Genomic DNA, 17,638 nt, shown 5'->3' on the forward strand with positions numbered 1-17,638 from the left:
AAAACCCTTGGAAACACTGGAGCGGGCGAAGGGATTCGAACCCTCGACCCCAACCTTGGCAAGGTTGTGCTCTACCCCTGAGCTACGCCCGCTCTGGCGTCTGCGACGCGGTGCGCCGCGTCGAGAGCCGGGAATATACGCAGGGATTCGACGATTGCAAGCCTGTTTTTTCGGCTGCCCATTCGGCCCCCGCGGGGCTACAAGAAACGATCATGCCGATGACCGATCAAGACCTCTTCGCCCTTTTCGACAGGCTGGGGATCGCCCATGTCACCCATGCCCACGAGGCCGCCCATACCGTCGAGGAAGCCCAGGCGTTCCGCGGCGCTCTGGCCGGCGGGCATGCCAAGAACCTGTTCCTCAAGGACCGTAAGGGCGGCTTCTGGCTGGTCGTCGCGGAAGAGACCGTCCGGGTCGATCTGACCGCGCTCGAAAAGCATCTGGGGGCACCGCGCCTCTCCTTCGGCAGTGCGGAAGCGATGGAAGCGATTCTGGGTGTGACGCCCGGCTCGGTCACGCCTTTCACCCTGGCGAACGAATCGGCCAAGGATGTCCGCCTCGTCCTCGATGCGGGGTTGATGGCGTTCGACACGCTCTATTTCCACCCGCTGCGGAACGACCGCACGACGGCGATCGCGCGCGGCGATTTCGAGCGCTTCCTGGCAGCCGTGGGCCATCCGCCCGTCCTGGTCGACATCGCGGCGGTGACCGCGGCGCGGGCGGCTGCCAAGGCGGGCGGCGGGGCCTGAAGGCGGATCCGGGGTGGGCTTGTAGCGGGCCGGCGCCACCCCATCTTGAGGACGATTGCGAAACCGCGTGCCTTCGGGGCGCAGGCCGCCTAAAGATGTGTCGGAAAACACGTCGCGATAACGGACGGAACGATTTCATGGAAACCCTCATCGGCCAGGCTCCGGGTGGTGGACAGCAGCAGGGCGGCGCCGGCCCCGCGCCCGCAGACCTGATCAAGGACGGCTCGCTCCAGACCTTCCGCCAGGACGTCCTGGAGATGTCCCGGCAGGTGCCGGTCATCGTCGATTTCTGGGCGACCTGGTGCGGCCCCTGCCGCCAGCTCGGCCCGGCGCTCGAAAAGACCGTGCTGGCGGCGCGCGGCGCCGTCCGCCTGGTCAAGATCGACGTCGACCAGAACCCCGAGATCGCGCAGCAGATGCGCGTGCAGTCGATCCCCGCGGTCTATGCCTTCTTCCAGGGCCAGCCGGTCGACGGCTTCCAGGGCGCCCTGCCCGAATCCCAGGTGAAGGCCTTCGTCGATCGCCTGGTGAAAATGTCCGGCGGCGGCGCTTCCCCGGTCGAGGAAGCGCTGGAATTCGGCCGCGCGGCACTGGCTGAAGGCCGCCACGACGAGGCCGAAGGCGCCTTCGCCGAAGTGCTGCAGGCCGAGGCGCAGCATCCCGCGGCGCTCGCCGGCCTCGCCAAGGTGGCGCTCGCCCGCGGTGCGCTGGACGAGGCCGAGGAATTCCTCGCCGCCGTACCCGAGGACAAGGAAGGTGACGCCGACGTGGTGAGCGCCCGTTCCGCCCTCGCCCTGGCCAAGGAAGCGGGCGCCATCGGCGACCTGGCCCCCCTGGCCGAGGCGGTCGCGGCCGATCCCGCCAATCACCAGGCCCGCCTCGACCTCGCGGTCGGCCTCCATGCCGCCGGCCGGAACCAGGAAGCGCTCGACCACCTGCTCGAAATCGTGAAGCGCGACCGCAAGTGGAACGACGAGGCGGCCCGGAAGCAGCTCGTGAAGCTGTTCGAGGTCTGGGGCTTCGACGATCCCCTGGCGGTCGAGGGCCGGCGGCGCCTGTCGTCGATCCTGTTCGCCTGACGGCCGATGAGTGCCCGCGTGGGACAGATCGAGGCCGGCGAACTGCCGGCCATCGTGCCGATCTTCCCGCTGGCGGGCGTGCTGCTGCTGCCGCGGGGCAAGCTGCCGCTCAATATTTTCGAGCCGCGCTATCTCGCCATGCTGCGCGACGCCCTGGCGGGCGAGCGCATGATCGGCATGGTGCAGCCGGAAAACCCGGGCGACCCTTCGGCCGAGCCGCGGGTGTTCCGGATCGGCTGCCTCGGCAAGGTCACCGCCTTCACCGAGACGGACGACGGCCGCTTCCTGATCACCCTGACCGGGGTCTGCCGTTTCCGCATCGCCGAGGAACTGGCCCGCGTCACGCCCTACCGCAAGGTGGTGGCGGATTACGGCGCCTATCTGGGCGACCTGGTGCCCGATGCCAATGCCGGCACGGTCAACCGCGAGCGCCTGGCCCCGGCGCTCCGCTCCTATCTCGAGATCCACGGGCTCTCGGCCGACTGGCAGGCGATCGACCAGGCCCCGGGCGAAGCCCTGATCAATGCGCTCGCCATGATCTGCCCCTTCACGCCGGCCGAGAAACAGGCCCTGCTCGAGGCCGCCGGCGTCGCTGAACGGGCCGAGATGATGATCGCCTTGCTGGAAATGGCGATCGCCGCCAGACTCGGCGCAACCGACAACCGCGTCCAATAGGTCCTTCGATGAGCGACACTTCTGCTGCCAGCCATGGCAGCGTCGACCCCAAACTCCTGGAAATCCTGGTCTGCCCGGCCTCGCGCCAGCCGCTCCGCTACGACCGCGAGCGGGGCGAACTGGTCTCCGAGGCGGCCCGCCTCGCCTATCCGATCCGCGACGGTGTGCCGATCATGCTGATCGAGGAGGCGCGCAAGCTGGACGAGGAAGGCAGCCCGGCGTGACCGCCCCCTGGCCCGCCGAGATCCGCATCCGCACGGCCGACCGCTGCCTGGAGATCGAGTGGGACGACGGCCGCCGCGACATGCTGCCGGCCGAGCTGCTGCGGGTCGAGAGCCCCTCGGCCGAAGTCCAGGGCCACGGCGCCGAGACGAAGCAGATCGTCGCCGGAAAACGCAGCGTCACCATCGTCGGCGCCGAGCCGATCGGCAATTACGCCGTCCGCCTGATCTTCGACGACGGCCACGACAGCGGCCTCTACACCTGGGCCACGCTGCGCCATTTCGCCGAAAACCAGGCGGAGATCTTCGCCACCTATCTCCAGGCGTTGGACAGCCGCGGGCTGAAACGCTGAACGAGATCAGCGGGGCGATGGCCCGCCCCGCCGCCGCCCGGCCAGCGAGACCACGGCAGGCGGCAGTGCCGGAAGGCTGCGCGCGGTTTCGATCGCCGCGCGGAAATGGCTCAGCAGGCGGCGATAGACTTCGTCGCCCTGGGCCGCATCCTCGAAGCCCCGATCCAGGTTCGGGTTGTCGTTCACCTCGATCACCACGACGCCCCGCGCGGTTTCCTTGAGGTCGACGCCGTAGAAGCCATCACCCACCAGGGCGGCGGCGCGGCAGGCAGTGTCGAGCACGGCGGGCGGTACCTCGCCGATCGCCACCGCTTCGGTCTTGCCCTCGTCGCGGCCGCCGTCGGCGCCGTGCCGCAGAATCTGCCAATGGCCGGGGACCATCCAATAGCGCGCGGCGAAGAGAACCTGCCCGCCCAGCACGCCGACCCGCCAGTCGAAGGCAGTGGGCAGGAATTCCTGCGCCAGCACCACCGCGGATTCCCGGAGCAGGGCGGCCGCCGTGGCCTGGAAGGCGCCGCGCTCCGCGACTTTGCGGACCCCTCGGCTGAAGGCGCCGTCCGGCTGCTTCAGGACGGTGGGAAAGGCGATCCGGGCCGCCACCGCGTCGAGGTCGCGGCGGGTCACCAGAGTGGTGGCGGGAGTGGCGACGCCGCCCCGGGCCAGAAGCTCGGCCAGGAAGGCCTTGTTGGTACAGCGCAGGATCGAGGCCGGATCGTCGATCACCGGCAAGCCCAGGTCGGCCGCCCGCCGGGCGAAGGCAAAGGTATGGTGGGTGACCGCCGTGGTCTCGCGGATGAAGAGGGCGTCGAATTCTGCCAGGCGCCCGAAGTCGCGCCGGCGGATCGGCTCGACCGCGATCCCCATGCTCTCGCCGATGCGGGCGAGATGGGCGATCGTCTCGGGCCGCGACGGCGGCAGCGGGTCGTCCGGATCGTGCAGCACGGCCAGCCGCGGCATCCGGGAGGGCGGACGCCGGCTCGCCCGGCCCTCCCGGCGCAGCGCTTCGGACAGGGCGTCGGCGAAGGAAGACGCGGGGACGCCGTCCAGCCGGCGCAGGTCGCCCGCCCTCATCGCTGCGATACGCCAACCCTGCCCGTCCACGGTCCGCGCCAGCACGAGGTCGAGCAGCGGCAGCGGGACCAATGCGAAGGCCCGCGCCGCGAGATCGGCCAGGGCAGCCTCGCCGCAGCGCCCGAACCAGCAGTGCAGGACATGGCCATCGGCGATCCCCGGCAGGTCGCCCATTGCTGCCAGCACCCGGTCGAGCGGCGCCACCAGACCCGCCCGGCCGGCGGGCTTCGAAACGGCGGCGATCGTGTCGACCCGGGGCAGCACGCGGTCGCCCCGCCCCTCGGCCAGCAGCGAGCAATAATAGCCGGGGCCGAGGTAGTCGAAGCGCCGGCACAGGTTCACCACCCGGCGCGGTCGCCCGGCGGCCGACACGGAAGCGATATAATTCGCCGCCGTGACGACGCGGAATCCGGCCAGGACCCAGGGAAAATCGGTGATCCGGTCGACCACGATCAGATCCGGCACGGTCGCCGCCGGCAGGCGGAGGGACAGGCTCATCGCCGCACCCGGCGCGGGGCGGGTGCACGCCCGGCCGAACGGGCGGCGGCGAGCAGGAGGGCGGCGAAGGCGAGTGCTACGCTCATGGCGGTCTCCCTTGAAGGAACCGCGCGATGATCCGTCGCTCGATCCTAAAGGGGCGCTGTGAACCGCTGCGGACCTCTTCGCCGGGCGGAGGCGGCCCGCGCCGCCCCCTTCAGGCTCAGAGCGGCTTGCCCTCGAGCAGGCGGGGCAGTTTGCCGACCGTGCCGCGGGCGTGGTGCATGAAGAATTTCTTCAGGCCCGGCAGGCGTTCGACCGCGGCGAGGCCGAGATCGCGGGCCAGGCGGAGCGGCATGGCATCGTTGGAGAACAGCCGGTTGAGCCCGTCCATGACCGACCCCATGACCACCGAATCGACCCGCCGCCAGCGCTCGTAGCGATCGAGCAGCGTGTCATCCCCGGGATCGAGGCCGAGGCGGGCGCCATCGGCCAGCACTTCGGCCAGGGCCGCGGTATCGCGCAGCCCCAGGTTCAGGCCCTGGCCGGCGATCGGATGCAGGCCGTGGGCGGCATCGCCGACCAGGGCCAGGCGCCGGTCGACGAAGCGGGTCGCCATGTGGAAGGCCAGGGGATAGGCGAAGCGCGGGCCGACCGAACGGGCCGCCCCCAGCCCGTCGCCCAGGCGCCGCCGCATCTCGACGTCGAAGGCGTCGCGCGCCATCGCCATCAGGGCGGGCGTCAGCTCGCGCCGCTCGGTCCAGACCAGGGAACAGCGGTTGCCGGTCATGGGCAGGATGGCGAAGGGACCTGAGGGCAGGAAATGCTCGCAGGCCACGCCCTGATGCGGCAACTCGTGCTCGACCGTGGTCACGATGCCGTCCTGGCTGTAATCCCAGGCGACCTTGCGGATGCCCGCCTCTTCGCGAAGCGGCGAGGCGCGGCCGTCGCAGGCGACGATCAGGCGGGCGCGGATCTTGCGGCCGTCGGCCAGGTGGGCGATGGCCCCGGCGGTACCGCGCTCGGTCCCGACCACGCGCACGGGCGCCAGCACGCGGATCGACGGAATGCCGGCGATCACCGCCATCAGGCCGAGGCGGATATGGCGGTTCTCCAGGATCATGCCGAAGGGCTCGTCGCCGATCGCCTGATGGTCGAAATGCAGGAACAGGGGCGAAGGCTTCTCGCCCGGGCGGCCGTCGGTCACCCTGATGTCCAGGATCGGCTGGCCGTAGGGCGCCAGCGCCTCATAGGCGCCGATCGCGCGCAGCAACTGGCAGGAGGCATGGGCGATGGCCGAGACACGGCCGTCGAAGCCGGGATCGGTGGTCGTGGCCGGCGCCTGCTCGTCCGCCAGAAGAACCGAGAAACCGCCCCGGGCGAGGGCGATCGCGGTGGCGAGGCCGCCCATGCCGCCCCCCACCACCAGGATGTCGGCGACGAGATCGGATCGGGTGGCGGCAGTCATGGCCGAGGTATGGCGCGCGGCGGGCGGCTTGTCCAGCCGGTGATCGTCGTCACTGCGCACCGTCCGTTGCCGCGGCATTCTGTGCGCCAGAAACAAAGCGCCCGGTCGAGGGGGGGTCGACCGGGCGCAGTCGCGTCTGAAACGCGGACGGCATCGAGGGGGGATGACACCGCCACGAACCGGGCCAAGCCAAATTGGGGGGGAGCCTGGGCGCCGGTCTGTTACACCGAAGATGGCGACAATCTGCGTCGGTTTCAACGTTCGCTTTCATGCAATAGGTGCACGCCAGCGATGCAGGTTACCGCCGTTAACGAAAGCCGCCGTCCCCCCTTACTCGTCGGATGCGGCGGCCATTCGTTCGGCCCGCTGACGCTCCACCATGGCCCGCTTCTGCAGGATCGACGCGGCCACCACGCCGATCGCCACGATACCGATCATGATGGTGGAGAGGGCGTTGATCTCCGGCTTCACGCCGAGCTTCACGGCCGAGAAAATCTTCAGCGGCAGCGTGTCCCAGCCCGGCCCGTTGGTGAAGGACGTGGTCACCACATTGTCGAGGCTCAGGGTGAAGGAGAGCAGCCAGCCGGAGACCAGCGCAGGCGCTATCACCGGCAGGGTGATGACGAAGAAGGTCTTCAGCGGCGTCGCCCCCAAGTCCTGGGCCGCCTCCTCGATCGAGCGATCGAAGCTGACCAGGCGCGACTGCACCACGACGGCGACATAGGAGGTGCAGAAGGAGGTATGGCCGATGATCATGGTGCCGAGTCCCCGCCCCCAGTCGATCGCGACGAAGAGCAGGAGCAGCGACAGGCCGGTGATCACCTCGGGCATCACCAGCGGCGCATAGATCATGCCGGAGAACAGCACGCGGCCCCGGAACGAGGTGAAGCGCGCCATCACGAAGCCGGCCACGGTGCCGAAGACGACCGAGAGGGTCGAGGTGCAGACCGCGAGCACGAGAGAGATCCATGCTGCGGTCAGCAGGTCCTCGTCGTTGAACAGCTCGACATACCATTTCAGCGAAAAGCCACCCCAGACGTTCACCAGCCGGCTCTCGTTGAAGGAGAAGAAGACCAGGATGGCGATCGGCATATAGAGGAAGGCGAAGCCGAAGGTGAGTGCCGCCAGATTGACGGTGGTGAGCCCCTTCTTCATCGCCCGGCCTCCTGCAATCTGGCCTGTTGGCGCTGGAACAACATGATCGGGATGACCAGGATCAGGAGCAGGATCACCGAGACGGCGGAGGCGAGCGGCCAATTCCGTTCGGAGAAGAAGTCGGTGAACAGCTTGCGCCCGATCACCCGGACATTGTCGCCCGCCAGCAGTTCGGGAATGACATATTCGCCGACCGCCGGAATGAAGACGAGGAAGCAGCCGGCGATGATGCCGGGAATGGCGAGCGGCACGGTGATCACCCAGAACGCCTTGGTCGGCCGGCAGCCGAGGTCGGCCGCGGCTTCGAGCAGGCTCATGTCCATCCGCTCGAGGTTGGCGTAGAGCGGCAGCACCATGAAGGGCAGGTAGGAATAGACGATGCCGATATACATCGCCCATTCGGTATTCATGATGTGCACGGATTCGTCCGGGCCGAGCACGCCGATCATGGTGAGGAAGGTGTTCAACAGGCCCGAATCCGGCCGCAGGATCACGATCCAGGCATAGACGCGGATCAGGAACGAGGTCCAGAACGGCAGGATCACCAGCATCAGCAGGGTCGGGCGCAGGCCCTCGTCGGCGCGCGCCATGGCATAGGCCATGGGAAAGCCGATGAGCAGGCAGACCAGGGTGGAGATCGCCGCGATCTTGGCCGAGTTCAGATAGGCGAGGGCATAGGTGTCCTCGGTGAAGATCGTCCAGTAGTTGTTCAGGTTGAGCTTGATGTTGACGAAATAGTCGATGCCGTCGTCGACCACTTCGATCAGGTCCTGATAGGGCGGGATCGCCAGCACCGTATCGGCAAAGCTGATCTTGAGGACGATCAGGAAAGGGATCAGGAAGAACAGCAGCAGGAAGGTGAAGGGAAAGGCGATCACCAAGCCGCGGCCGGTGATCCCGGCCTTCGTCACCGCCCAGAGCAGGAAGCGATAGGGCGGGAAGCTCAGCAGGCGGCGGTGCAGCAGTTCGAGATGGGAATGGACCTCGCCCGCCAGATAGGCAGAGGGCGGCCGGTCGTCCGGGGTGCCGTTCACGCTGCTCATGACACCAGCACCACGGCGCTGTCCGGCGCCCAGGAGAGATAGACCTCGTCGTTCCAGGTGATCGGCCGGTCGCGCAGGCGCATCCGGTTTGCGACCGAGGCGGTCACCTTCTTACCGTTGGCGAGGCGCACGTGATAGATCGTGAGATTGCCGAGATAGCCGATGTCCCAGACCGTGCCGCGGATGCAGTTGTAGTCGGGCTGCGGCGGCGGCTCGAGCGAGACGTCGAGTTTTTCCGGCCGGACCGCGACCCAGACGGTGGCGCCCGGCGCCGCCGAGGTGCCACGGTCGACGAAGATGTCGGCCTCGGCTTCCGCCGAATGGATGATCACATGATCCGGCTTGGCGTCGGCCAGACGGCCTTCGAAAACGTTCACGTCGCCGATGAATTCGGCGACGTAACGGCTGTTCGGATATTCGTAGATCTCGGTCGGGGTCGCCACCTGGGCGATCCGCCCATGGTTCATCACCGCGATCCGGGACGAGACGGTCATCGCCTCTTCCTGGTCGTGGGTGACGATCACGAAGGTGATGCCGACCTGTTCCTGGATGTTCATCAACTCGAACTGGGTCTGCTCGCGGAGCTTCTTGTCGAGCGCGCCGAGCGGCTCGTCGAGGAGCAGCATCTTGGGCTTCTTCACCAGGCTGCGGGCCAGTGCCACGCGCTGGCGCTGACCGCCGGAGAGCTGATGGGGCTTGCGCTTGGCGAACTGGGTGAGCTGGACGAGGTTCAGCATCTCCTCGACCCGAGCGTTCCGCTCGGCCTTGGGCACGCCGTCCTGGCGCAGCCCGAAGGCGATGTTCTCCTCGACGTTCATATGCGGGAACAGGGCATAGGACTGGAACATCATGTTGACCGGCCGCTCGTAGGGCGGCACGGAGGACATGTCGACGCCGTCGAGTTCGATCTTGCCCGCGGTCGGGTTCTCGAAGCCCGCCAGCATGCGCAGGAGCGTGGTCTTGCCGCAGCCTGACGGGCCGAGCAGCGAGAAGAATTCCCGCTGGTAGATGTCGAGGCTGATGTTGTCGACCGCGACGAAGTCACCGAAAGTCTTGGTGACGTTGATGATGCGGATATAGGGCTTGGCCTGTGGATCGTTCCACGGCTCGAACGGCACCCGCGCGGCGCTCGCAACACTCATACCGGTAACCCCTCCAGAAGCCGGCCCCGCCGCCTGCCCGCGAAGCCCCTGCCCGAAACCGAAGACCGGCGCCAGTTGGTCTGGCGCCGGTCGCTCTCGTTGCTTATTCAGCCAGTTTGATGGTTTCCCAGATCTTGTTCAGCACCCGCTGTTCCTTCTGGGAATAGGCGGTGATGAGGTAGAGGGTCTTCATCGTCTCGGGCATCGGGTAGATGCCAGGGTTCGAGGTCACCGCCGGGTCCATCACCGCCTTCGCCGCGGCATTGCCGTTGGCATACTGGGTGGAGGCCGAGTTCCGGGCGATGATGTCCGGCCGCATCATGAAGTTGATGAAGGCATGGGCGTTGTCGGGGTGCGGCGCGTCGGCCAGGATGGCCATCGAGTCGAACCAGAGCTGGGCGCCTTCCTTCGGAATCGAGAATTTCACGTCGACGCCGTTCTTGGCCGCATCTGCGGCGGCCTTGGCCTGGAACATGTCACCGTTCCACGCGATGGCCAGGCAGATGTCGCCGGTCGCCAGCTTGTCGATCATCGACGAACCTTCGAAGCGGGTGATGAAGGGCCGGATCTTCTCGAGCACCGGCAGGGCCTTCTTGATCACCGCCGGATCCTTGGAATTCGGATCCTCGCCCAGATACTTGAGCACCGCCGGGATCACTTCGTCCGGGGCGTTCAGGATGGCGATGCCGCATTTCTTGAACTTGGCCGCGATCTTGGGATCGAAAATGATCGACCAGCTGTCGATCGGAGCATCCGGCATGATCTCCTTGATCTTGGCCGCGTTGTAGCCGATGCCGGTGATGCCCCACATGTAGTCGACGGCGTGTTCGTTACCCGGGTCGAACTGGGCGACCTTGCCCATGATGTCCGGGTCCATGTTGCCGATGTTGGTGAGCTTGGCCTTGTCCAGCTTCTGATAGGCGCCGGCCTTGATCTGGCGTTCCAGGAAGGCGCCCGAGGGGAAGACCACGTCGTAGCCCGACTTGCCGGCCAGGATCTTGGCTTCCAGCGTGTCGTTCGAATCGAATGTCGAGTAGACGACCTTGATTCCGGTCTCCTTCTCGAAGTCGGCCAGGGTCGTGTCGTCGATATATTCTTCCCAGTTATAGACGTTGACGACCTTGTCTTCTTCGGCCTTGGCGACGCCGGCCAGAGCCGCCGTGGCCATCAGGGCCGACAGAAGGCAGGACTTGAACGAGAGACGCATCATCGACCTCCGCTTTCGGGATCCGCTTCAGGAATGTCCCGGCGCCCCCGCGCCGCATCGCGACCCAAGGGATTAGAACCGTGGCCGGCGGAGCCGGTCAACAGAAACGCGGCTTGATTCGCGGCGATTACGCGGGTTCGAGCAGCGGCCAGGCGGCGTCGCGGGGGTCGATGACCGCTGGCGGTGCCGGCCAGTCGATACCGATCGCCGGGTCGTCGAAGCGAATGCCGCGGCCAAAACCGGGCTCGAAATCGCGTCCCATGTGATAGAGGAGGTCGCAATCCGGCGTCAGGGTCAGGAAGCCGTGGGCGCAGCCCTCGGGCAGGAAGACCGCCCGCATCGAATGCTCGTCCAGCTCGACCCCGTGCCAGCGCCGATAGGTCGGGCTGTCCGGCCGAAGGTCGACGGCGACGTCGAAGGCGGCGCCGCGCACCGCCCGGATCAGCTTGGCCTCGGCCCGCGGCGGATCCTGGTAGTGCATCCCGCGCAGCGTATGGCGCGCCCCATTGCGCGAGAGATTGACCTGGGTCGGCGTGAAGGCGCCGAGCCCGGCGGCCCTGAATTCCGCCGGGCAATAGAGACGGGCGAAGAGGCCACGCGCATCGCCGTGGGGCTCGGCCTCGACCACGACCATCCCGGCGATCGGCGTGGCCAGGAAGCGCATCCTAGACCTCGCGCAAGACCGGCACGGCGACCCGGAAGCGGCAGCCGCGCGCCTTGAGCGGGGCGAGCGAGCCGGCGATTTCCGCCGCCAGGTTCCAGGGCAGGATCACCACTTCGTCCGGCGCCGCCGCGATCAGCGCCTCGGGCGAGACGATCGGGATGTGACTGCCGGGCAGCAGGCGGCCCTGCTTGGCCGGGCTGCGGTCGGCCACCATCAGGATGTCGTCCGCGGTGACGCCGCAGTAATTGAGGAAGGTGTTGCCCTTGGCCGCCGCACCATAAGCGGCGATCCGCTTGCCCGCCGCCTTGGCCTCGCGCAGATAGGCGAGGAAGCCCGCCTTCACCGCGGCCACCTTGGGCGCGAAACCGTCGTAGCCTTCCGGCCGGTCGAGCCCCGCCGCCGCCTCCCGGGCGCGGACATGGGCGACGCCCGCCTCCTGCGCCCGGCCGGCACCGGCATGGCAGGCGAAGACGCGGAGCGAGCCGCCGTGGGTCGGCAATTCCTCGACGTCGAAGACGCGAAGCCCGACCGAGCCCAGCACCCGCTCCACCACCACCAGCGAGAGATAGGAATAATGCTCGTGGTAGATCGTGTCGAACTGCACCTGCTCGATCAGATTGAGCAGATGCGGGAACTCGAAGGTCACCACGCCTTCGGGCTTCAGCACTTCGGCGAAACCGGCGGCGAAGCCCTTGATGTCCGGGACATGGGCGAAGACATTGTTGGCCGCCATCAGGTCGGCCTTGAAGCCGCGGGCGGCGAGGTCGCGGCCCGAGTCCCGGTGGAAGAACACCACCTCGGTCGGAACGCCGGCGGCGCGCGCCACCTCGGCCACATTGGCGGCCGGCTCGACCCCGAGCACCGGGATGCCGCGCTCGACGAAATGGCGCAGCAGATAGCCGTCGTTCGAAGCGACCTCGACCACGAGCGACTGCGGGCCGAGGCCGAAGCGCGCGATCATCGCCTCGGCATAACGCTTCGCATGTTCGATCCAGCCGGGCGAATAGGACGAGAAATAGGCATAGTCCGAGAAGATGTCCTCGGCCGGCACCACTTCGTCGACCTGCACGAGAAGGCAGGAATCGCACACCCGGGCGTGCAGCGGATAGGACTTGTCGCGTCCCGCCGCGACGTCTTCGGCGGTGACATAGGAATTGGCCAGCGGCGTCTTGCCCAGGTCGACAAAGGTCCGGGTCAGCGGGGCGCCGCAGAAGCGGCAGGCGGGCACGGCGGTCATGATGATGCGAGAGCCTCGAAACGGCGGATCTGGGCGAGGGTCGTGTCGTGCATATCCTGGCCGGCGATCCAGGCACGATACCATTCCGCCGTGAAATCGGTGAGCAGGTCGCCGGTGATGCGGTCGCGCCAGGCGAGCAGGCGGCGCGCCAGGCGGGAATCGATGGCCAGGGTCTTCATCTCGACCGAGCCGGGCACCGGCTCGTGGACATAACCCTTGGTGTCGCCGAGCGCCGCCAGCACCGCCTCGGCGAGGCGGCCGACGGTGACGTCGGCCCCGGGCAGCGGCCCGAAATTGAGCGACGGCGGCACTTCGCGCCCGGCCACCAGGTCCTCGGCGAAGACGAGATAGCCGGCGATACAGTCGAGCACATGCTGCCAGGGCCGGGTCGCCTCGGGATGGCGCAGGACGAGCGGCCGGCCGGCGACCAGGGCGCGCACGGCGTCGGGCACCAGGCGGTCGGCCGCGAAATCGCCGCCGCCCACGACATTGCCGCCCCGCGCGGTCGCCACCCGGACCCCGGCGGGGCCGAGGAAGCTGCGCGCCATCGACGACGTGGCGATCTCGCAGGCCGCCTTGGAGGCCGAATAGGGATCCTTGCCGCCGAGCGGATCGCTCTCGGCAAAGGCATGGCCCGCCTCGGCATTGGCATAGACCTTGTCCGAGGTGATCACCAGGACGGCCCGCAGCCCCTCGACCCGGCGCAGCGTGTCGAGCAGATGCACGGTGCCGAGCACATTGGTGGCGAAAGTCTCGACCGGATCGGCCAGCGAGCGGCGCACGATCGGCTGGGCCGCCATGTGGAGGACGATCTCCGGCGCCGCCGCCCGCACCGTCGCCTCGACCGCGGCCTGGTCGCGGAGGTCGACGAGATGGGACTCGACGACGTCGCCGACCCGGGCGAGGTCAAAGAGCGCCGGGCTCTCCGGCGCCAGGGCGAGGCCGGTCACACGGGCCCCCATGCGGTGGAGCCAAAGCGCCGCCCAGCTTCCCTTGAAGCCGGTGTGCCCGGTCAGCAGCACTTTCCGGCCGGCCCAGAAGCCGGCGTCGGGGCCGCGCGATGCCACGCCCGCCATCACTCCCGCCACAATTTCCAGGGCGCGTTGCCCTTGGCCCAGAGCGCTTCGAGCACATTCTTGTCGCGCAGCGTATCCATGGCGTGCCAGAAGCCGGCATGGCGGAAGGCGACCAATTCGCCGTCCCGCGCCAGGCCTTCGAGCGGCGCCGCCTCCCAGGGGGTGGCGTCGCCCGCGATGCGGTCGACCACTTCCGGCTGGAGGACGAAGAAGCCGCCGTTGATGAAGGCGTTGTCGCCCGGCGGCTTCTCCGTGAAGCTGGTCACGCTGTCGCCTTCCATGCGGAGCGCGCCGTAGCGCCCGGGCGGGATCACCGCGCCGATGGTGGCGAGCTTGCCATGCGCCTTGTGGAAGGCGATCGAGCCCGCGACGTCGATGTCGGAAACCCCGTCGCCATAGGTCAGGCAGAAGCTCTCGCCCGGGGTCAGGTAGTCGCGCACCCGCTTCAGGCGGCCGCCGGTCATGGTCTCTTCCCCGGTGTCGACCAGGGTGACCTTCCACGGCTCGGCCGTGGTCTGGTGATAGGTGATACGGCCCGAGGCGGCGTCGATGGTCACGTCCGAATGGTGCAGGACGTAATTGGCGAAATATTCCTTGATCATATAGCCGCGGTAGCCGCAGCAGATCACGAATTCGTCGATGCCGTGATGGGCATAGATCTTCATGATGTGCCAGAGAATCGGCCGCCCGCCGATCTCGATCATCGGCTTCGGCCGAAGATGCGATTCTTCCGAGATGCGGGTGCCGAGGCCGCCCGCCAGGATCACCGCTTTCACGTCAGCCCCCTTTCGCCGTCAGCCGGCGACCCGCTTGAGGTAGCACTTCGGCCAATAGGTGACGCGGCTGCGCACCAGCCCCTCGTTGAAGGGGAAGGCCGGCTCCTCGAGCACGAAATCCTTGGTCGTCGCCAAGAAATCATCGACCGCCGAGATCGGGTTGTTCCAGGTCCAGTCCGGACTGGTGCGGGGCGCCCCCACCACCTGGGCCATGATGCCGTCGCAGGCGACGATATAGGAATTCGCCGTGACCAGCGGCGAATAGAGCTTCAGCTCCGCCTCGACATGGTCCTTCAGGTGATTGCTGTCGAGGATGACCAGCACGGTCTCGCCCGGCTTCACCTGCGCCTTCACCGCGGCCACCGTCTCGGGCGCCGTCGAGCTGCCCTCGATCAGGGTGATCCGTTCGAACATCGGATGCGCCTCGATGGCGGCGCGGTTGTGCTTCCTGATCTCGATGTCGATGCCGACCACGCGGCCCTTGCCCATGGCCTCGAACAGGCTGGCGTAGAAGACGAGGGAGCCGCCGTGGGCGACGCCGGTTTCGATCACCACGTCGGGCTTCACCTGGAAGATGATCTCCTGGATGCGGATCATGTCCTCGGGAAGCTGGATCACCGGCCGGCCCAGCCAGGAGAAGCCATAGACGTATTTGACGTCCCAGCCGATGCGCAGCCAGGCGGCGGAGACGGCTTCGAAGGCTTCCGCCGTGTCGAACTTCAGCTCGCGCTTGGCGCCGGTCTCGTCCTCGACAACGACCACGCCGCGCTTATCGTCGATCAACAGCATCTGTCAGAAACTCCTGGGGATGCGCCCGGATCAAGGCGGGCAGGTCCGTGAGAAGATCGCCCGTGGGGGGCGTGAATTCGGCCGCCAGACGGGCCGTCTCGATCGGCACGAAGCCGACCGTGGGGCCGTCCGGGGCGAAGCTGGTACGCCAGCCGAAGGCGTCGGTGAGTGCCGCCGCGATCTCGGCATGGCGTGTGTTGCGCCCGCCCGCGACATTATAGAGCCGGTGGCGGCCCTCCGTGGCGATGGCGATCGCCAGCCGCGCGACATCGGCGAGCGAGACATAGTCCTTGGCCGAGTCCGGCCCCTGGCCGAAGCGGACGGCGCCGGTCGCCAGCCCTTCGGCCGCGACCGCGCCGAGGAAATTTTCCGCCCCCATGCCGGGGCCATAGACGTTGGAGACGCGGGCGACCCTGACCGCCGGATGGTCGGTCGCCAGGCACAGCGCCTCGCCCGCCAGCTTGGTGATGTTGTAGAGGTCGGACGGATCGGACGGCAGCACCGGCAGTTCGCCCTCCTCCATCGTCGCCCGCGCCCTCGCATAGACCCGGGTCGAGGAGAGGAAGAGGAAGGAGTCGAAACGCCCATGGGCGAGCAGCCGGCTGGTCACCGCGACATGGGCTTCGGCCGTGTCATGGGGCCGGCGGCGGAAATCCGCGGTCAGGCCGATGCAGTCGACGACATGGCCGAGGGGGGCGCCGTCCGCCAGCACGGCCGGCAGTTCCGCCCGTCCGGCCGCCAGCACGTCGAGGCCGCGGGCACGCCCGGCGGCGGCGATGGCGCCGCCGATGAAGCCGCCCGCGCCGAAGACCGTGAGCCGGCTCATGGCACCTTCCGCCAGCGCCGCAGGGTGGCCGGCACACCGGCGACCACGGCATAGGCCGGCACCTCGCCGCGCACGACCGAGCCCGCCGCGACGACCGCGCCGCGGCCGATCCGGGCACCGTCCAGCAGCACGCAATTGGCGCCGATCCAGACGTCGTCCTCGATCACGATGCCGCCCCGGCTGGGCTGGAAGCCCTGGTCGCGGATCGGCCGGTCGGGATCGGCGAATTCGTGGTTGGTCGGCGCGAAGGTGCAATTGGCCGCGATCAGCACCTTCTCGCCGATGGTGATGCCGTGGCCGGTATAGAAGACGCAGCCCGAATTGACATAGGAGCCAGCGCCGAACACCACGTCGCCGCTGCCGCCCGCCGGCTTCACCTTGACGAAGGAATCGATCATCACCCCCTCACCCACGACGATCTTCGAGCCGCGCACCGAATCTTCGATGTCGGCGAGCGGCGAGATACGAGCGGTCTTGGCGATGACGAGCATTTCGGGAGAGGCGGTTTCCTGTTCGGTCTCTCATACGCCGAATTGTCGAAAGCTGTCGAGGCGTTTGGCCGCGGCGGCGATGTCGCGGCGTTGTCAACCCCGCGGCGATGTGACAGGCTGCGCGCCGTTTCCGGGTTGCGCGGGTGGGCGCCGCCCGGACGGGGGACGGGAACCGATGTTCGACTTCAGCCGCCGGGACCGGTGTCCGGTCTGTTCGGCCAGCGGCGGGCGATGCCTCTACGACGAAGCCTTCGATGCGGGTCGCACCCGGAAATTCCTGGAGACCTATTACCAGTCCCGGCTGGACGTCGGCCGCCTGGCGCGCGGGCGTTATTCCGTGCTGTGCTGCGACGGCTGCGGCCTCTATTACCAGCGCGACACCTTGACCGGCGCGGGCGAGATCCATCTTTACGAAGAGGCGATCTCGGCCGAGAGCAGCCTGCGCAAACGCGAAGATTCGGGCTATGCCTATTTCCGCAGCCTGCTGCGCGACGCCGAGGTGATCCGCGACCTCGTCCCGGGCGAGCGGCCGCGCGCGATCGAAGTGCTCGATTTCGGCATGGGCTGGGGCCATTGGACGTTCGCGGCCAAGGCCCTCGGCCATTCCGCCTGGGGCGCCGAACTGTCGCCCCGCCGGGTCGAATTCGCGGCGGCGAGCGGGGTGCGCATCGCCGAGCTGAACCAGATGCCGGACGGCTTCTTCGACTATATCAACAGCGACCAGGTGCTGGAGCATGTCACCTGCCTGCGCGAGGTCACGGCGCTGGTCGCCCGCCTGCTGAAGCCGGGCGGCGTGCTCAAGGTCTTCGTGCCGGACGGCAGCCGCCTCGGCCGCGTGCTCGGCCCCGCCTATCAGCCCGCCAAGGACGCGATCCAGCCGCTCGAACATGTGAACGGCTTCACCCGCGCCTCGCTCGACCGGCTGATGGCCGATTTCGGGCTGTACCGCATTCCGCCCTCGGGCTTCGCCTCGACCGGGCGGCGGCTGCATTGGCTGGCCCGCGGCCTGACCCGGCGCCAGGCGCCGGATGGCTATTTCAGGAAGCAGTGAGGCGATGAAACTCGTTCAGTTCATGATCGGCCGTGCCGGCGGGGCGGAGAATTTCTTCATCAAGCTCGCTCGCGCCCTGGCCGAAAGG

19 protein-coding genes and 1 tRNA gene are annotated in these 17,638 nt (G+C 67.9%); 6 read left to right on the forward strand and 14 right to left on the reverse strand.

Annotation, left to right across the window (positions count from 1 at the left end; genetic code table 11):
- Window positions 1-17 precede the first annotated feature (17 nt).
- Window positions 18-92, reverse strand: a tRNA-Gly gene (locus tag WC493_RS16600).
- Window positions 93-218: 126 nt separating this feature from the next.
- Between WC493_RS16600 and WC493_RS16605 the strand changes: the two genes are divergently transcribed.
- The 5 genes from WC493_RS16605 to WC493_RS16625 all read left to right on the forward strand — a co-directional run bounded on the left by WC493_RS16605 (window position 219) and on the right by WC493_RS16625 (window position 3,077).
- Window positions 219-749 (forward strand): prolyl-tRNA synthetase associated domain-containing protein, encoded by a 531-nt coding sequence (locus WC493_RS16605; protein WP_373066677.1) that lies wholly within the window; start codon window positions 219-221, stop codon window positions 747-749.
- Window positions 750-886: 137 nt separating this feature from the next.
- Window positions 887-1,828 carry a tetratricopeptide repeat protein gene (locus WC493_RS16610; RefSeq protein WP_373066678.1) on the forward strand — a complete coding sequence of 314 codons (942 nt, stop codon included), beginning with the start codon at window positions 887-889 and terminating at the stop codon, window positions 1,826-1,828.
- 18 nt (window positions 1,829-1,846) lie between these two features.
- The gene (locus tag WC493_RS16615; RefSeq protein ID WP_373066680.1) at window positions 1,847-2,503 is read left to right on the forward strand and encodes an LON peptidase substrate-binding domain-containing protein; all 657 of its coding nucleotides are present in this window, start codon (window positions 1,847-1,849) and stop codon (window positions 2,501-2,503) included.
- An 8-nt stretch (window positions 2,504-2,511) separates the two neighbouring features.
- Window positions 2,512-2,727, forward strand: a complete 216-nt coding sequence (locus WC493_RS16620) for a Trm112 family protein (protein WP_373066681.1) — start codon at window positions 2,512-2,514, stop codon at window positions 2,725-2,727.
- Complete coding sequence (locus WC493_RS16625) at window positions 2,724-3,077, forward strand: gamma-butyrobetaine hydroxylase-like domain-containing protein (RefSeq protein ID WP_373066682.1); 354 nt, start codon at window positions 2,724-2,726, stop codon at window positions 3,075-3,077. Before WC493_RS16620 ends, WC493_RS16625 begins: the two co-directional genes overlap by 4 nt.
- A gap of 6 nt (window positions 3,078-3,083) precedes the next feature.
- Here the strand turns inward: WC493_RS16625 and WC493_RS16630 are convergent, their stop codons facing one another.
- The 13 genes from WC493_RS16630 to WC493_RS16690 form a co-directional block, all read right to left on the reverse strand.
- Window positions 3,084-4,646 (reverse strand): RimK-like ATPgrasp N-terminal domain-containing protein, encoded by a 1,563-nt coding sequence (locus tag WC493_RS16630; protein WP_373066684.1) that lies wholly within the window; start codon window positions 4,644-4,646, stop codon window positions 3,084-3,086.
- 202 nt (window positions 4,647-4,848) lie between these two features.
- On the reverse strand, window positions 4,849-6,171 hold the full coding sequence (locus WC493_RS16635) for an FAD-dependent monooxygenase (RefSeq protein ID WP_373066685.1): 1,323 nt from the start codon (window positions 6,169-6,171) through the stop codon (window positions 4,849-4,851).
- Window positions 6,172-6,423: 252 nt separating this feature from the next.
- Window positions 6,424-7,248, reverse strand: coding sequence for an ABC transporter permease (locus WC493_RS16640; protein WP_373066686.1), 825 nt, complete (start codon window positions 7,246-7,248; stop codon window positions 6,424-6,426).
- On the reverse strand, window positions 7,245-8,291 hold the full coding sequence (locus WC493_RS16645; protein ID WP_373066687.1) for an ABC transporter permease subunit: 1,047 nt from the start codon (window positions 8,289-8,291) through the stop codon (window positions 7,245-7,247). Before WC493_RS16645 ends, WC493_RS16640 begins: the two co-directional genes overlap by 4 nt.
- On the reverse strand, window positions 8,288-9,433 hold the full coding sequence (locus tag WC493_RS16650; RefSeq protein ID WP_373066689.1) for an ABC transporter ATP-binding protein: 1,146 nt from the start codon (window positions 9,431-9,433) through the stop codon (window positions 8,288-8,290). The genes WC493_RS16645 and WC493_RS16650 overlap by 4 nt, the downstream gene beginning before the upstream one ends.
- A gap of 103 nt (window positions 9,434-9,536) precedes the next feature.
- Window positions 9,537-10,640, reverse strand: coding sequence for a polyamine ABC transporter substrate-binding protein (locus tag WC493_RS16655; RefSeq protein ID WP_373066690.1), 1,104 nt, complete (start codon window positions 10,638-10,640; stop codon window positions 9,537-9,539).
- Window positions 10,641-10,767: 127 nt separating this feature from the next.
- The gene (locus tag WC493_RS16660; RefSeq protein ID WP_373066691.1) at window positions 10,768-11,304 is read right to left on the reverse strand and encodes a dTDP-4-dehydrorhamnose 3,5-epimerase family protein; all 537 of its coding nucleotides are present in this window, start codon (window positions 11,302-11,304) and stop codon (window positions 10,768-10,770) included.
- Between the two features lies 1 nt (window position 11,305).
- Window positions 11,306-12,541, reverse strand: a complete 1,236-nt coding sequence (locus WC493_RS16665; protein ID WP_373066693.1) for a methyltransferase domain-containing protein — start codon at window positions 12,539-12,541, stop codon at window positions 11,306-11,308.
- Window positions 12,538-13,617 carry a CDP-glucose 4,6-dehydratase gene (gene rfbG / locus WC493_RS16670; protein ID WP_373066694.1) on the reverse strand — a complete coding sequence of 360 codons (1,080 nt, stop codon included), beginning with the start codon at window positions 13,615-13,617 and terminating at the stop codon, window positions 12,538-12,540. The genes WC493_RS16665 and rfbG overlap by 4 nt, the downstream gene beginning before the upstream one ends.
- The gene (gene rfbF / locus WC493_RS16675; protein ID WP_373066695.1) at window positions 13,617-14,393 is read right to left on the reverse strand and encodes a glucose-1-phosphate cytidylyltransferase; all 777 of its coding nucleotides are present in this window, start codon (window positions 14,391-14,393) and stop codon (window positions 13,617-13,619) included. Before rfbF ends, rfbG begins: the two co-directional genes overlap by 1 nt.
- An 18-nt stretch (window positions 14,394-14,411) precedes the next feature.
- The gene (locus WC493_RS16680) at window positions 14,412-15,182 is read right to left on the reverse strand and encodes a cephalosporin hydroxylase family protein (protein WP_373066697.1); all 771 of its coding nucleotides are present in this window, start codon (window positions 15,180-15,182) and stop codon (window positions 14,412-14,414) included.
- The gene (locus WC493_RS16685) at window positions 15,163-16,008 is read right to left on the reverse strand and encodes an NAD-dependent epimerase/dehydratase family protein (protein ID WP_373066698.1); all 846 of its coding nucleotides are present in this window, start codon (window positions 16,006-16,008) and stop codon (window positions 15,163-15,165) included. The genes WC493_RS16680 and WC493_RS16685 overlap by 20 nt, the downstream gene beginning before the upstream one ends.
- Window positions 16,005-16,499: a DapH/DapD/GlmU-related protein gene (locus tag WC493_RS16690; RefSeq protein ID WP_373066699.1), complete on the reverse strand. Its 495-nt coding sequence runs from the start codon at window positions 16,497-16,499 to the stop codon at window positions 16,005-16,007. The genes WC493_RS16685 and WC493_RS16690 overlap by 4 nt, the downstream gene beginning before the upstream one ends.
- Before the next feature lie 175 nt (window positions 16,500-16,674).
- Between WC493_RS16690 and WC493_RS16695 the strand changes: the two genes are divergently transcribed.
- A complete protein-coding gene (locus WC493_RS16695; protein WP_373066700.1) occupies window positions 16,675-17,550 on the forward strand; it encodes a class I SAM-dependent methyltransferase in 876 nt (291 codons plus the stop codon).
- The last annotated feature ends 88 nt before the right edge of the window (window positions 17,551-17,638 follow it).

The organism is Zavarzinia sp., assembly GCF_041650655.1.
Taxonomy (GTDB): Bacteria; Pseudomonadota; Alphaproteobacteria; order Zavarziniales; family Zavarziniaceae; genus Zavarzinia.